Genomic DNA, 16,572 nt, shown 5'->3' with positions numbered 1-16,572 from the left:
ATTCATTATTTCTCTGAAAATAGATAATGAATCCAGCTATCAGCAATTAAAATATAAAGGACACCCCGTGATTAAAAAACTGAGTTTATTAACACTGCTAACTCCATTCATACTTACCGCTTCAGCTTACGCAAATGAAGTAAGTTCGTTAGCAGATAAAACGGCAACATATGCTGTAAATACCTATAAAACAGAGATGGTAAAGAGCCTAGCTCAGCTGGTAAAACATAATACTGTTGTAGTTGAAGGCGTCCCCTCACCTGAAAACCCTGTTCACATAGCCTTTAAACAAGAACTAAAAAAGCAAGCTACTGAACTTGGGCTTGATTTTAAAGATGACGGTTTCGTAGTTATTATCGGCCTAGGTGATGCAAAAGAACGATTAGGTATAATTACTCATGGCGATGTGCAACCAGCAAACCCAAGCAAGTGGAAACAGTCTCCTTACACGATAGACTTAACATCCAAGCCAGGGCTTATCATTGGTCGTGGAACGGAAGACGACAAAGGTCCAATATCTACCGCGTTATACGCCATGAAAGCGATTAAAGATAAAAACATTCAACTCAACAAACGTATAGAGCTTTATATATACATGGCTGAAGAATCTGACTGGGCACCATTAGAAGAATATATTAAAACCCATGATTTACCTGAAACCAATATTACTATTGATGCTGAATACCCTGCCGTTATAGCAGAAAAAGGTTATGGAACAATTAGTCTAACATTTCCTAATAAAAGCATTAACACTCAACAAGCTTACTTAAAGTCGTTTACTGGTGGTTTTTTTGGTAGCCAAATTCCTGAAGACGCCGTTGTTGTTATTGAAAACGCTGACGTAAAACTACTGCAAAAATTAATGAATAAAGCAAAAGCCTATAAGAACATAGGGTTTAGTTTTGATCTAACGGAACAAACATTAACGATAAGTGCTTTAGGTAAATCAGCACATTCTTCAAAACCTGAAGACGGTGTAAATGCAATCACTTACCTTGCCGATTTAATTTCATTTAAACGCTGGCCAACCAATACAAGCGGCGCATTGGTTAACTTTATTAACGATAATATTGGCACAGGTTTATACGGTAAAAAATTTGGCGACATCGCATTTAGCGACGAATTTATGGGGCCACTGACCGTATCTCCAACGGTATTAAAACAGCTAGACAATGGCATGCAGCTAAATATTAATATTCGTCGCCCACGTGGAAAAGAAACTACAGTGCTTAAAGAGCAAATTACTCAAGCGATAACTCAGTGGTCAAACAGTAATGAATATGTACTTACCGATGTAAGCACCACAGTAAAAGAACCTTGGGTTCAGCAAGATGCGCCTCAGCTAGAAACATTATTGACAATTTTTTCACACTACACAGGCATTAAAAACGCTAAGCCAATATCAATTGGTGGTGGTACTAATTCAAGAATGTTCCCAAGAGCAATAAGTTTTGGTCCGTCTATGCCGAATACTGAATACTCAGGACATACTGAAAGTGAATTTATTACTATGGATCAGTTTATGTTGAATTTAAAAATGTACACCGCTGCATTTATTGAACTCGCTAAATAAATTCAAAAACACCTCATACCAAGCCAAGTATTTAACCCGTTATCATTCAAGATGCAGGTTTCAGGGGGAACTAAAAACAATTTAGGCACAGATTTCATGTTCCAGACGAAATCTAAGGTCTACATCCATGTATGCAAGGTATTAAGTTGACGTCAAGGTTATTCTCGGTAACTGCTCCTGCGTTACCCTAATGTCCTACATCCGTGTAGGAACCTGACTAAAGTTAATAACGAAGCATAAATTGTTTTTAGACCCATCGAAGAAGCGCTTGAGCAAAATCACTTCATCAACAACGCTTTTTATAAGGGAACAACCATTATTGTAAAGCATTGCCTTGAATTGATATCGCTCAAGCACTCTGAAATAGCCTCTTGATTGGTAACGGGTATATAAAAATATTTGGCTTTTTTATTCCGTAATACAAAATAACAATCCACATTGAAACAATAGAAGTTCTAAGCTAATAACGTTAATATTCCCCTTAAGTTTTTATTTTCTTAAAAAGATACTCCCATGAAAAAAACATGCATTGTCACTGGCGGTAGTTCAGGCATTGGCTTAAGTATTATTCAGCTTTTTTTAGCTAACAATTACCAAGTATTTAACTTAGATATTAAAGCCTCAACATTTGGCACATTTAAATCATGCGATATCACCAATGTGCAAGAAGTCGCACAAGTCATCAAAAGCATTAGCGATGAATATACAATCGATGTTCTGGTATCAAATGCAGGAATACATTTTTCAGGCACCATTGAAGATACAACGGAAGCTGACTTTGAACGTGTTTTTAATATTAATGTTAAGGGTGCGTATGCTGCGATAAAAGCCGTATTGCCATCAATGAAATCAAACAACCAAGGCTCTATTATTATCATGGCGTCTGATCAAGCATTAATCGCTAAACGTAATTCCTTTGCCTACAACTTAAGTAAGGCGGCATTAGCCTCACTAGCAAAAACAACCGCTTTAGATTACGCAAGCTACAACATACGTTCAAACGCAGTTTGTCCTGGCACTATTGAAACCCCTCTTTACCACCAAGCCATAGATAAATATTGCGAACGCTCAGGCGAAGATAAAGCTAAAATCCATCAAGAAGAAGCTAGCTTGCAACCTTTAGGTCGATTAGGCCAACCAGAAGAAGTGGCTGAGCTCGTGTTATTTTTAGCCTCAGATAAATCAAGGTTTATTACTGGTAGCTTACAAGTAATAGACGGCGGCTATACAGCACAATAATACCGTTATTTTAAATACACTTTACATCAGGCTTTAACATGCAATTTATTGATCCTCATATTCATTTGTTTGATTTAACACTTGGTCAATACCAGTGGCTAAAACCTGAAAACCCACCTTTTTGGCCAGATAAACATATAATTAACCAAAATTTTTCAGAAGCTGACATGAATTTATTCGGCGATTTAAATGGCCCTGAACTCTCTGGTTTTGTACATATTGAAGCTGGGTTTGATAACCAAGCACCTTGGCGAGAAATACAGTGGCTAGAGTTAAACTGTAAAAGAGCATTTAAATCGGTGGCCTGTGTCGATTTAACGTTATCGCCAAACAGTTTTTTAAAGCAACTACAAACACTCTTAAATTACAAAAGTGTTGTCGGTTGCCGCCATATTTTAGATGACACGGCAGTCGATATTTTAAATCATCCTAATACACCAACTAACTTAAAAACTTTAGCGGAACATCAACTCAGCTTCGATCTACAAATGCCCTTATCTGCTCTCAACGCTATTGATAAGTTAACTCAGCTGTTAAAAAAATTACCTGAGCTAACAATTATTATTAACCATGCAGGCTTTCCACCTTACTTCACTAAAACACCAAAAATACTGAATAGCTCTGAGGAATATAACAACTGGCTAACTGGATTAAAGACGTTGGCACAATTTAAACAGTGCGCAATAAAGTGCTCTGGCTGGGAAATGTTAAACAGAAACTATAATACGCAATGGTGCGATTTAGTGATTGAGCAATGTGTGGCTACATTTGGTATAAACCGTGTGATGCTAAGCAGCAACTTTCCTCTTTGTTTATTCAGTAAAAGCTACCAAGCGCTGTGGCAATACCAAACTCAGCTTTCAAAATATAATCCACAAGAATTAGCCAAACTCTGTTTAGAAAACACCAAGCATTGGTATAAGCTTTAATTCCGCCTTGATAAAGCTAAGTTATTTTTTCTTGTAAAAATTAAAAAATTAGAACAAAATTCTTTATACTTATAGATATAAAACATAGAGTTCCTCATGGATAAGTTTGATAAGAAAATCCTTCAATTACTACAACAAGATTGTACTCCCGCAGTAAGCGAAATAGCCAAACAAGTTGGCCTGTCAACAACACCGTGTTGGAGACGTATTCAAGCATTAGAAAAATCAGGCGTAATAAAGGGCCGTGTAGCCATAGCCGATCCAGAAAAGCTCAATGTAGGGTTAACGGTTTTTGTTACTATTAAAACTAATCAACATAATCCTCAATGGCTAAATGATTTTAGAAAAGTCGCTAACGACTTTAAAGAAATTGTAGAGTTTTATCGAATGAGTGGTGAGGTAGACTATTTATTGCGTGTTGTTGTACCAGATATGAAGGCTTACGATACCTTTTACAGAAAGCTAATAACACGTGCTAATTTTTCTGATATTAGTTCAAGCTTCGCAATGGAAGAGATTAAGTACACCACAGCTTTACCTGTTGAATATACTTAATCTGACTGACTTTTAATTAACATCGACTTAATTTACGTTTACTTAACCACAACATGTGGCGAGCGTTTTACTATTTCGTCATTTAATTCAATGCCAATACCCGGTGTTTCAGATACTTTAAAAATACCATTTTTAGGTTGAGGATCTTGAATACATAATTCACGGTTCCAAGACTTAGTCGCATACGTATGATGCTCATGAATTAAAAAGTTAGGAATTGCGGTTTCTAAGTGTAAAGACGCTGCCGTAGCAACTGGCCCACCACACACATGTGCTTGAATACGAATATCGTAAACATCGGCGTAATCACATACTTTTTTCGCTTCAGTAAAACCGCCACATAAACCTACATCAGGCTGTAACACATCAATACTTTGATCTTCAAAATAAGGACGTACATCCCAACGATGATATAAACGTTCACCGCCCGCAATAGGCACTTTTACGTTGTCAGCCACTTTTTTATGTACCGCTGAATTTAAGTAATTGACTGGCTCTTCGTACATCATACAGCCAACTTCTTCGATCACTTCGCCCATTTGAATAGCTGAAGCTGCGCCCATGAGTGAATGAGATTCAAAAATAATATCTACATCTGGGCCAACAGCATCGCGAATAGCACGTAAGCGATTACCAAATAAACGCATTTGCGGTTTAGTAAACAGTTTAGTGCGATCGAATGACGACTCGCCATTTGCATCATACACAATAGGATCAACTTTTACGGCATCGTAACCTTCCGCTACCGCTTTTAAAGCTGCTTCAGCGTACTGCTGCGGCTCTATTAATTTAGTAATGGTGGTATCCCAATCAAACTGTAATTGGCTAGCATAGGTACGTAATTCATCGTTAACTTTACCCCCTAGCAACTGATAAACAGGCACACCTAACGCTTTACCTTTTATATCCCAAAGGGCTGTATCTATAGCACTCATAGCAGAATATAAAACAGGGCCACCACCTAATCCCCAAAAACTTTCACGTAACATACGCGACCATAGTTTTTCAGTTTGAAATGGGTCGTAACCAATCAAAACGGCTTCAACTATTTCTTTAATCATAGCCGCTGCTGCGCTGTGTCCCCAATCGTAAGCTAAACCCGCTTCACCTACACCCGTTATCCCCTCATCGGTATGAATACGAATAAAAACAGGATTCCAAGGTGGACGTTCAGGACAATGTATATCGAATATTTCTACGTGAGTTACTTTCATCTGTTTCTCTATATAAAAAGGGGAATAAATAAAATTATAATATCTGTTAATCGGTACGTTAAGCTTATTGAGCAAAACTGGGATCGTGTTTATACACCCGTCTTAACATAGCAGGCCAAGCTTTTTGTCCACCCGTTAATCCCGTATGCACAATATTAGCTTGGGCCTTAATACCATCAATAATGCTTTGATCTACATAATTAGGTTTCATGCCCATAGACATTATTTGCACTTGAATTTCGCAAGCGCGAGCTAAGTCGTACATATGCATAAAGGCATCACCTATAGTTTTACCTAGTGTTAATGCACCATGATTTTTCAGTAGCATAAAGTTTTTATCTGCTAAATTGTTTTGCAGTTTAATTTTTTCAGCAGAGTTAACAGCTAAGCCTTCGTAATCATGATAGCTCATTGAAGCAAGAGCAAACATTGAATACTGACTTAACGGTAATAAGCCTTCCTCTACACTAGCAACGGCAATAGTTGCATTAGTATGAAGATGTAAAACGCACATATCGTCATGTCGAACAGCATGTATCGCACTATGAATAGTAAAGCCGGCAGGGTTTATTTCGAAAGGACAATCAGCATCAACAATATTGCCGTCTATATCAATTTTTACAAGGTTCGATGCCGTTACTTCGTCAAACGCCACACCAAACGCATTAATTAAGTAATAATCTGTATCAGGAATACGCGCTGAAATATGCGTGTAAATTAAATCGTCCCAGCCATGCAAAGTCACTAAACGATAACAAGCAGCTAAATCAACTCGAGTATTCCACTCACTTTCAGAGACTTTATTTTTTAAATTTATATTGGGTAATTCAAACATAAACACCTTGTTTCATCTCGTTCACTTTAATACTATGAAGTTTAAAGCATAGCGCTAAGGTTTTAAACTTATCTAACCTGAATATCCCGATTAAGGTTATATTTTTCACACATAACGTAGTATTAAATTAATCATGTGCATTTTATTTATCGCTTTAAAGCAACATCCTAAATATCCCGTTATTATCTGTGCAAACAGAGATGAATTTCACCAAAGACCAACACAAAATTTACACGTATGGCCTGAAAATTCGATATTAGCAGGGAAAGACTTACAAGCAGGCGGAACTTGGTTAGGGTTAACCCAGTCTGAGCATTTTTCAGCACTCACTAATTTCAGACAACCTCATTTAATTGATAACACCAAAACGTCACGTGGTAATTTAGTACTTAAAGCATTATCTGAAGAAAACATCGCATCTAAAAATGAAAATATTCGAACACACCTTGTCAATCATAGTCATATTTACAATGGCTTTAATTTAATATACGGAAATTTAGATAAACTCTACTGCTTTGACAGCGTACATAAAAAAGAACACGTAATGAATAATGGTGTATACAGCATTTGTAATGGCGCACTTACAGACAGTTGGCCAAAAATGACTCGCGGACAGCAAAAACTAAAGGCATTAATTACAAATGAAAAACATGAAAATGAACTTGATGGTGATTTATTATTAGCCCTAATGAACGACACGGTTCAAGCACCACTTAAAGATTTACCTAAAACAGGATTACCCACAGAACGAGAAGCCCTGCTAAGTTCTATCTTTATTACTTCACCTGACTACGGCACACGCTCAACGATTATAATTACCAAAGACCTCAACAATAATGTTGAAATCACAGAATGCACTTATCTACCCTCTGGCGATAAAGCAAGTTATCAACAATTTTCATTAAAAACATTGTTTACCCCAAGTTGAGGTTACTTAATGCTAAATCCCCATCAGCTTTAAAACATTTCTTTAATAACTAAAGAAATAATCAATATAAAACACGCTACAGCTGCAATTTTAGACAACTTAGATTGTTGCTCCTGCTCCATTGGCTTACCAAAACGCTCCCCCAAAATCACCATCAAAGCAACCGCAGCAAAAATAATTAACAAAATAACCAGAAGCACCATAAATTAATCCTTATCAAGCTAAGTTTTAGATTCAATACATTTTACAGAAATACACGAATATTAAATAAAATATTCAGAACAATTTATTATTCAAATTAGTATAATATACCTTACTAAAATATTAGGAATACCATTCATGGATCACGGTTTAGACTTCGAAGAAAAAAGACGCTTTATTATCAAGTTAGGCAAAGCGCTTCATAAATTTGGTACTCCGGCTTATCGTCTTGAAGCGCATTTACATAATGTTTCTATTTTTCTGGGTTTAGATTCGTGCTTTTTAATAACACCTACTTCTCTTACTTTTGTTTTATCAGAAACAGATGACGAACAAGAATACGCTCATGTAATACGTGTAAGCCCTGGTGAGCTAGACTTAGGCTCGTTAGCAAGAACAGATGAATTAGTTGATGAATTAAGCTCTGGACAACGAACTTTGTCAGAGTCTATTGAACGTTTAGACGAAATAGAAAAGAAACCCACACCATACGGACGCTTTTTAACATTTTTAGCCTTTGGTGGCTCAAGTGGTGCATTTGCTATGCTAATGCATACAAGTTGGAATGATGTTTTTTGGTCGGCTCTTTTAGGCTTAGTCGTGTACTTATTCGTACTATGGGGAGAGTTTTCTCGACGAGTAACCGACATGCTGGAACCTATTTCAGCTCTTACTGTGGCAATACTTGCTTCAGCTATAACCTTGATAGATCCAAGCTTAAATACTTCTTTAGTTATTCTATCGAGTATTATTGCCTTTATTCCTGGTTTAGCTTTAACTCTTGGCTTATCCGAGCTTGCCGCCAGAAATTTAATATCCGGTACTGCTAGAATAATGGATGCATTAATGTCGCTATTCAAACTGTATTTTGGTGGTTTCTTAGGTTTAGCGATAGGACGATTAATGTGGGGAGAAGTAGAAATGATCCAATCGACATTGATTCCGTCTTGGACTCCTTGGTTAGCGGTAACCGCACTATCAGCTAGTTTAGTTGTGCTATTTAAAGCACGTTTAAAAGATGCGCCTTGGGGCATTCTATCTGGTTACATAGCTTATGCTGCTAGTGTTTGGGCTGCACTCTATTTAGGTGGTCCGCTAAGTGCTTTTGTGGGAGCTTTTGCTTTAGGCTTATACAGTAATTTATTTTCAAGAATTACCAACCTACCTTCAAGCGTTGTAAAACTACTCGGCCTTGTTCTTTTAGTACCTGGAAGTAAAGTATATATTGGCTTAAATACCGCAGTTTCAGGACAAAACATGTTGAACTCAAATGATTTAGGATCACAAACCTTCCTTATTTTTATGTCATTAGTTGCTGGGCTAATATTCTCAAACGTGGCATTCCCTGCTCGTAAAATTCTTTAATTTAAAAGTCTATAATATAAAATAACTTTTTATCCATCTGAATAACTTACTCTCTTTGAGAAAAAATGAGTAAGTTATTTTCTAATGAATGAATAAATAACTCAGCTCGTTTTTATCACCAATGGTCGTATCGCGTTTTATAAAAATATTTAGCTTTGTTATAAAAATATATAGCTTAAATAACTAGAGCTGTTTATCTTTAGAGTTAAGCGTTAAATACCCTAAAAGGGCACAGCTGTTGCGGTATAAGTAATCTCGAAAGTTTAACAGCCCCTAATTAACAATTATTAAGAGTAACCACATGAAAACATTGATAGCGAGTGCTATTTGCACATCTATATTACTTTCAGGCTGTAATCAAACATCTGAACCCACGAATAAAAACACTCAAGCCCAAACAGCGCCAAACAAAGTATTAGTATCAGGCGTAACAAAAGCCAATATTGATGCAGAAGTTCGCCCACAAGATAATTTTTATCAATATGTTAACGGAGGCTGGTTAAAAACATCAACTATCCCTAGCGATAAAACCGCAATAGGATCTTTTTACGATCTGCGCGATGATGCTGACGATAACGTTAAAGCTATTATTGAAGAGTTAGCAAAACAACAAAACCTTAAAGCCGGTAGTGATGAGCAAAAAGTGGCTGATCTATTTAAGTCGTTTACTGATATTGATACACGAAATGCTTTAGGCATTAAACCTATATCATCAATTCTAACGTCCATTAACAACCTTAAAAGCAAACAAGATATCGCGCGTTTTTTTGGTCAATATCAAGCGGTAGGCATTACAACACCCTTTGAATTTTATATTGGTGTAGACGCTAAAGATTCTAGCCGCTACGCCACGCATGTTTGGCAAAGTGGTTTAGGTTTACCTGACAAAGATTATTATTTTAATGAAGAAGAACGCTTCGTAAAACTTCGCCAAGGTTATGTAGCTCATATAGAAAAAATGTTTGATTTAGCTAAGCTTCCAAATGGGAAAGCAGCAGCACAGTCAATTATGGCGATAGAGACAAAGTTAGCTGAATATCATTGGACTCGCGTGCAAACAAGAGATAGCGAAAAACGTTATAACAAGTTTAACGTATCTGACTTAGATAAAGCGGTAACTAGCGAATTTGACTGGGTAACTTACTTAGATGCAATTGGTGTTTCTCAACAAAACGACCTTATTGTTAATCAACCCGATTACGCCGCAGGTTTTGGCCAAGTGTTCAATACAACCTCTGTGGCTGATTGGCAAACCTATTTAACATTTCACACCTTGAGTAAATTTTCTTCATACTTAACCGCTGAATTAGATAACGAAGATTTTGATTTCTTTTCAAAACAATTAAGTGGTCGCGAAGAGCAACGCCCAATGTGGAAACGAGGTGTATCAACAGTTAACAACAACTTAGGCGAAGTTATCGGTAAGGTTTATGTTGCTAAACACTTTACTCCACAAGCTAAATCAAGAATGAGCCAACTGGTAGAAAACTTAAGAGCAGCATACGGTAGCAGCATTGACGAATTAGATTGGATGTCTTTAGACACTAAAAAAGCAGCCCATGTAAAACTTGCTGCATTTACACCTAAAATTGGATATCCAGACAAATGGGAAGATTATTCAGCTCTAACAATTAAAGCAAATGATCTCGTTGGTAATATCATTCGTTCTGGAGAAATTACTCACAAAAAAGAAGTAGAAAAACTAGGCGGCCCAATCCGTAAATGGGAATGGGGAATGACACCTCAAACCGTTAATGCTTATTACAACCCAACGGTAAATGAAATTGTTTTCCCTGCAGCTATTCTACAACCACCATTTTTCAACATGGCAGCTGACGATGCTGTTAACTATGGCGGTATTGGCGCTGTTATTGGCCATGAAATGGGACACGGTTTTGATGACCAAGGCAGTAAATATGATGCCGAAGGTAATTTAAGAAACTGGTGGACAGACAAAGATTTAGCGGCCTTTAAAGAGCGTTCAGACAACCTTGTTGCTCAGTACAACAGTTACGCAGTTTTTGACGATTTACACGTTAACGGTGAATTAACCTTAGGTGAAAACATTGGAGACCTATCAGGTGTAACTATCGCCTATAAAGCATATAAAACTTCTTTGAATGGTAAAGAAGCTCCTGTTATTGATGGCTTAACGGGTGATCAACGATTCTTTATGGGGTACGCTCAAATTTGGCGTTCAAAAACGGTAGAAAAGTCAATGCGAAATAGAGTAGCAACAGATCCTCATTCACCAGGAGAATTTAGAGCATTAGGTTCGTTATCAAACATGCCTGAGTTTTATAAGGCTTTTAATGTTAAAGAAGGTGACAAAATGTATATTGCACCAGAAAAACGCGTAAAAATTTGGTAATACTTTACGTGTTCAAACCGACTTAATCATCACTTTTAAGTCGGTTTGAATAACACTAATCCATAATTTTAGATAAAATCTTAACCCCTGCGACAAAACAGTTCCAACCTTTCCTCTCTTTAAAAAATAACATTCTCAGAGTCACTATTTATTCAATAACCAGAATTAGAGATAAGCCATTATGTCTAATATAACTATTTAATAAGCCTGTTTTAAGGCTTTCCTTTGAATTAATTCAATTTTCATTTAATTTTTATACGCAACTTTATAACTTTCTACTAGTCTTAAAGATAAGGGTTTTTAATCTTTAAACTGGTTTCATTCGTGAAATTAGTATTACAACTCCTTTCAAGCATAACTTAAGTTTCTGGAGGTTAGCATGAGTATTTTTCAACATTATCAATCAAGGTACGATTTAGCGAAGGAAGAAAAGTTTACCATTCAAGAATTTCTTGAAATCTGTCGTACAGACAAAAATGCCTATATCAGCGCATCAGAACGTCTGTTAAATGCGATTGGCGAACCAGAGATGATCGACACTTCAAAAGAGCCTAGATTAAGCCGTATATTTTCAAACAGAGTTATTTCTCGTTACCCTGCCTTTAAAGAATTTTATGGCATGGAAGAAGCTATTGAACAAATTGTTTCCTACCTTAAACATGCCTCTCAAGGCTTAGAAGAACAAAAACAAATTTTATATTTACTTGGCCCTGTTGGTGGCGGTAAATCATCGCTTGCTGAAAAGCTAAAAGCACTTATGCAAAAAAAACCGATTTATGTGCTTAGCGTTAATGGTGAGCGTAGCCCAGTGAATGATCACCCTTTCTGTTTATTTGATGCGAACGCTGATGGAAAAATATTAAAAGACGAATACAACATTCCCGAAAGATACTTAAATACTATAATTTCACCTTGGGCAGCCAAACGTTTACATGAATTTGAAGGCGATATAACCAAGTTTGAAGTATTAAAGCTTTATCCATCAATTCTTGATCAAATAGCAATTGCTAAAACAGAACCTGGTGATGACAACAACCAAGACATTTCAGCATTAGTTGGCAAGGTAGACATAAGACAACTAGAGCATTTTGCACAAAATGATCCAGACGCTTATAGCTATTCAGGTGCTTTATGTAGAGCTAACCAAGGTTTAATGGAATTTGTAGAAATGTTTAAAGCCCCCATCAAGGTTTTACATCCTCTACTTACAGCCACTCAAGAAGGTAATTACAATCCAACCGAAGGCTTATCTGCCCTCCCCTTTAACGGCATATTACTTGCCCATTCAAACGAGTCTGAATGGCAGACCTTCAGAAACAACAAAAACAACGAAGCCTTTCTCGATCGTGTTTACATTGTAAAAGTACCTTACTGTATGCGAGTAAGTGAAGAGGTGAAAATTTACAAAAAACTACTTGAACACAGCGAACTTTCTGATGCTCAATGTGCTCCAGACACATTAGAAACACTGGCCCAGTTTTCAGTATTATCACGTTTAAAAGAGCCAGAAAATTCTAGTATTTACTCAAAAATGCGTGTTTACGATGGAGAAAGTCTTAAAGATACCGATCCTAAAGCTAAGTCTTATCAAGAATATAAAGACTACGCGGGTATGGACGAAGGCATGTCGGGATTATCGACTCGGTTCGCCTTCAAAATATTATCACGCGTATTTAACTTTGATCATATGGAAGTTGCCGCAAACCCAGTACATTTATTTTATGTATTAGAGCAACAAATAGAACGTGAACAACTTCCGCAAGAAACCTCCGAACGTTATTTAGAATTTATTAAAGGTTATCTATCACAACAATATATTGAATTTATAGGTAAAGAAATTCAGACCGCCTATTTAGAATCTTACTCTGAATACGGGCAAAACATTTTCGATCGTTACGTAACCTACGCTGATTTTTGGATTCAAGATCAAGAATACCGCGATGCTGAAACGGGTCAATTATTTGATAGAGAAGCGTTGAATAATGAACTAGAAAAAATAGAGAAACCAGCAGGTATTAGTAATCCTAAAGACTTCAGGAATGAAATAGTTAATTTTGTTCTACGGGCCAAAGCCAACAACAATGGCAAAAATCCGGCATGGACAAGTTATGAAAAACTCCGCACAGTAATCGAGAAAAAAATGTTCTCGAATACTGAAGACTTACTACCTGTTATTTCCTTTAACACTAAAACATCAACAGACGATCAACAAAAACATGACGACTTCGTTGAGCGAATGATGAGTAAAGGCTATACCCAAAAACAAGTAAGACTCTTATCTGAATGGTATTTACGTGTAAGAAAATCTTCATAGTACGATTCCATTAAATAATGGAGTTACTCAGCATTTAAAGGAATTAACTCACTAGACCATTGAAGCAAAAATTCACTTTTCACTTAGGTGAAAAGTGAACACCAATGATAAAGAGGCGTTATGGCTAATTTTATTGACAGACGTTTAAACAGTAAAAACAAAAGCACCGTCAACAGGCAGAGGTTTTTACGCCGCTATAAAACTCAAATAAAAAAATCGGTATCTGATGCAGTAACCCAACGCGGCGTTACTGATGTTAACTCAGGTGAAAGCATTACCATTCCTAAAAAAGACTTAGGCGAGCCTGTATTCCATCAAGGTAAAGGCGGCATTAACGATGTTGTGCATCCAGGTAATGACCAATTTACCACAGGAGATCGCATAGAGCGCCCGCAACAAGGTCAGGGCCAAGGTTCAGGACAAGGTGAAGCAAGTGACTCTGGCGAAGGTGATGACGACTTTGTGTTTTCAATTTCTAAAGACGAATATCTTGATCTACTGTTTGAAGATTTAGAGTTACCTAATTTAGAAAAATCTCAACTGAGCAAAATTGTTGAGTACAAAACAGTTCGTAGCGGTTATTGCGCTGAAGGTGTGCCTTCAAACATAGATATTGTTAAATCATTACAAGGATCTATTGCTAGACGTATCGCCATGACATCAAGCAAACGTAAACAATTAAAAGAGCTTGAAGCTGCACTTGTTCAGTTAGAACAAGATCCCCACGACAATATAAAAAAAACCAAAGAACTCAAAAAAAGCATTCAAGACCTTAAAGACAAAATAGCCAAAGTACCGTTTATTGACAGCTTTGATTTACATTACAGAAACTACGCAAAGCAAGCCATACCTACCTCTAGAGCGGTTATGTTTTGTTTAATGGATGTATCAGGCTCTATGGACCAAGCCACTAAAGACATCGCAAAACGCTTTTACGTGCTTTTATATTTGTTTTTAACACGTACCTATAAAACCATAGATGTGGTTTATATTCGCCACCACACACAAGCGTCAGAAGTTGATGAAGAAACCTTTTTCTATTCTAAAGAAACAGGCGGCACTATAGCCTCAACCGCTTTAGAATTAATGGACAAAATAATCAAAGAGAGATACGACTCAAAAGACTGGAACATATACGGAGCGCAAGCATCTGATGGCGATAATTGGGCTGACGACTCACCTAAATGCGCTAATATTTTAGAGAAAAATATTTTACCTGTAGCTCGCTATTTCAGTTACATAGAAATAACTCAACGTGCTCACCAAACATTATGGCAACACTATGAAACCGTTGCAGCAACTCAAAATCACTTTGCTATGCAGCATATTAAAGACGTTACCGACATATACCCAGTGTTTAGAGAGTTATTTAAAAAACGTGCTGAGCAAGCCGCTTAATTGATGAATGAACATGAGTGAAATTGACAAAGCCACTAAAGGCTTCAATGGTAATTACCCCCAGTTAGGGTTAATTCATTTATGTAAATAGGAGTTCATGATATGAAAAAAAGAGCCCCCTTAAGTGACTCACCTGAATGGACTTTTGACCTATTAGGTGAATACCAAACAGAAATTGAACGTGTGGCTAAGCATTACCGATTAGATACTTACACTAATCAGATAGAAGTAATAACCGCGGAACAAATGATGGACGCCTATGCGGGTGTTGGTATGCCTATTGGCTATAATCACTGGACCTTCGGCAAAAAGTTTATTCAAACAGAACAAACCTACCGAAGAGGCAGAATGGGATTAGCCTACGAAATTGTGATTAATTCAGATCCATGTATTTCTTACCTTATGGAAGAAAACTCAATGACCATGCAAGCCCTTGTTATGGCGCATGCTTGTTACGGACATAATTCTTTTTTTAAAGGTAATTACCTCTTTAAATCTTGGACTGACGCCAGCTCAATTATTGATTACTTATTGTTTGCTAAAAACTATATTGCAGACTGTGAAAATAAATATGGTATTAGTGAAGTAGAATCCACATTAGACGCTTGTCATGCGCTAATGAATCATGGTGTAGACAGATACAAACGTCCACAAAAAATATCGTTAGAAGAAGAGCTAAAACGCCAAAAATCGAGAGAAGAATACTTACAATCACAGGTCAATAACTTATGGAGAACTGTACCCGAAAGTGATGAAGTAAAAAATAAGCCTAAACCACGTTTTCCGTCAGAGCCGCAAGAAAACATTTTATATTTTATCGAAAAAAATGCTCCCCTACTAAAACCTTGGCAACGAGAAATAGTAAGAATTGTTCGTAAAATATCGCAATATTTTTATCCTCAAAAACAAACTCAAGTAATGAATGAAGGTTGGGCGTGTTTCTGGCATTACACTATTTTGAATCACTTATACGATGAAGGATTAGTCACTGATAAATTTATGCTCGAATTTCTTCATAACCATACCAATGTGGTTGCTCAACCTGAATATAACAGCCCTTATTATTCAGGCATAAATCCGTATGCTTTAGGTTTTAATATGTTTATTGATATAAAAAGAATATGCGAGCACCCAACAGAAGAAGATAAGCAGTGGTTTCCTGAATTTGCGGGCAGTAATTGGTTAGACACCTTACATTTTGCCATGGAAAACTTTAAAGACGAAAGCTTTATTAGCCAATACTTATCACCTAAGTTAATGCGCGATTTTAAGCTATTTCATATCCACGATGACGAAACCGATAACTTCTTAGAAGTAGGCGCTATACATAATGAACAAGGATATCAAAAAATACGAACCGCATTATCTAACCAATATAACTTAAGTAATAAAGAAACTAATATTCAAATTATTGATGCGAAGGTTAATGGCGATAGATCGTTAACCTTAAAATACACTCCACATCAAAAAATCCCTTTGGGGGATTCAAAAGATGAAGTAATAAAGCATTTATTTTATTTATGGCAATTTGAAGTGAAAATAGTACAAGAAGATGAGCAAGGTAACGAAAAAACAATAGCGATTTGCCCAATTAAAGCTGAAGAAGAAGCATTATAAATTTATTTCAGATCAAAAAAGGTAGCTAATAAT

At 36.6% G+C, this 16,572-nt stretch carries 13 protein-coding genes; 10 read left to right on the top strand and 3 right to left on the bottom strand.

All coding sequences use genetic code 11. The features are described 5' to 3' along the window. The first annotated feature begins 67 nt into the window (after positions 1-67). The 4 genes from AC0L5Q_RS19160 (at position 68) to AC0L5Q_RS19145 (ending at position 4,296) form a co-directional block, all read left to right on the top strand. Positions 68-1,573, top strand: coding sequence for a dipeptidase (locus AC0L5Q_RS19160; RefSeq protein ID WP_473613146.1), 1,506 nt, complete (start codon positions 68-70; stop codon positions 1,571-1,573). Positions 1,574-2,086: 513 nt separating this feature from the next. Then, complete coding sequence (locus tag AC0L5Q_RS19155; protein ID WP_473613145.1) at positions 2,087-2,812, top strand: SDR family NAD(P)-dependent oxidoreductase; 726 nt, start codon at positions 2,087-2,089, stop codon at positions 2,810-2,812. A 38-nt stretch (positions 2,813-2,850) separates the two neighbouring features. Next, the gene (locus tag AC0L5Q_RS19150; protein ID WP_473613144.1) at positions 2,851-3,741 is read left to right on the top strand and encodes an amidohydrolase family protein; all 891 of its coding nucleotides are present in this window, start codon (positions 2,851-2,853) and stop codon (positions 3,739-3,741) included. A 96-nt stretch (positions 3,742-3,837) separates the two neighbouring features. Further along, entirely contained in the window at positions 3,838-4,296 is a 459-nt protein-coding gene (locus tag AC0L5Q_RS19145; protein WP_076418222.1) for an Lrp/AsnC family transcriptional regulator, read from the top strand. Between the two features lie 38 nt (positions 4,297-4,334). On the opposite strand, the gene AC0L5Q_RS19140 is transcribed toward AC0L5Q_RS19145, so the two are convergent. Both AC0L5Q_RS19140 and AC0L5Q_RS19135 read right to left on the bottom strand, forming a co-directional pair. Then, positions 4,335-5,510: a mandelate racemase/muconate lactonizing enzyme family protein gene (locus AC0L5Q_RS19140; RefSeq protein WP_076418223.1), complete on the bottom strand. Its 1,176-nt coding sequence runs from the start codon at positions 5,508-5,510 to the stop codon at positions 4,335-4,337. A 64-nt stretch (positions 5,511-5,574) separates the two neighbouring features. Then, positions 5,575-6,345, bottom strand: coding sequence for a class II aldolase/adducin family protein (locus AC0L5Q_RS19135; RefSeq protein ID WP_473613143.1), 771 nt, complete (start codon positions 6,343-6,345; stop codon positions 5,575-5,577). Positions 6,346-6,478: 133 nt separating this feature from the next. Between AC0L5Q_RS19135 and AC0L5Q_RS19130 the strand changes: the two genes are divergently transcribed. Next, positions 6,479-7,273: an NRDE family protein gene (locus tag AC0L5Q_RS19130; protein ID WP_473613142.1), complete on the top strand. Its 795-nt coding sequence runs from the start codon at positions 6,479-6,481 to the stop codon at positions 7,271-7,273. A 29-nt stretch (positions 7,274-7,302) separates the two neighbouring features. On the opposite strand, the gene AC0L5Q_RS19125 is transcribed toward AC0L5Q_RS19130, so the two are convergent. Beyond that, entirely contained in the window at positions 7,303-7,476 is a 174-nt protein-coding gene (locus AC0L5Q_RS19125) for a hypothetical protein (protein ID WP_473613141.1), read from the bottom strand. Between the two features lie 136 nt (positions 7,477-7,612). Between AC0L5Q_RS19125 and AC0L5Q_RS19120 the strand changes: the two genes are divergently transcribed. From AC0L5Q_RS19120 to AC0L5Q_RS19100, 5 genes are all read left to right on the top strand, one after another. Beyond that, positions 7,613-8,839: a threonine/serine exporter family protein gene (locus AC0L5Q_RS19120; RefSeq protein ID WP_473613140.1), complete on the top strand. Its 1,227-nt coding sequence runs from the start codon at positions 7,613-7,615 to the stop codon at positions 8,837-8,839. 301 nt (positions 8,840-9,140) lie between these two features. Further along, positions 9,141-11,210, top strand: a complete 2,070-nt coding sequence (locus AC0L5Q_RS19115) for a M13 family metallopeptidase (RefSeq protein WP_473613139.1) — start codon at positions 9,141-9,143, stop codon at positions 11,208-11,210. A 379-nt stretch (positions 11,211-11,589) separates the two neighbouring features. After that, a complete protein-coding gene (locus AC0L5Q_RS19110) occupies positions 11,590-13,524 on the top strand; it encodes a PrkA family serine protein kinase (RefSeq protein WP_473613138.1) in 1,935 nt (644 codons plus the stop codon). A gap of 120 nt (positions 13,525-13,644) precedes the next feature. Then, positions 13,645-14,922 carry a YeaH/YhbH family protein gene (locus AC0L5Q_RS19105; RefSeq protein WP_473613137.1) on the top strand — a complete coding sequence of 426 codons (1,278 nt, stop codon included), beginning with the start codon at positions 13,645-13,647 and terminating at the stop codon, positions 14,920-14,922. A gap of 102 nt (positions 14,923-15,024) precedes the next feature. Further along, complete coding sequence (locus AC0L5Q_RS19100) at positions 15,025-16,539, top strand: SpoVR family protein (RefSeq protein ID WP_473613136.1); 1,515 nt, start codon at positions 15,025-15,027, stop codon at positions 16,537-16,539. Positions 16,540-16,572 lie beyond the last annotated feature (33 nt).

Source organism: Pseudocolwellia sp. G5-9 (assembly GCF_055808995.1).
Note: the sequence above shows the minus strand (reverse complement) of the source record. Positions and strands in the feature narration are given on the sequence as shown.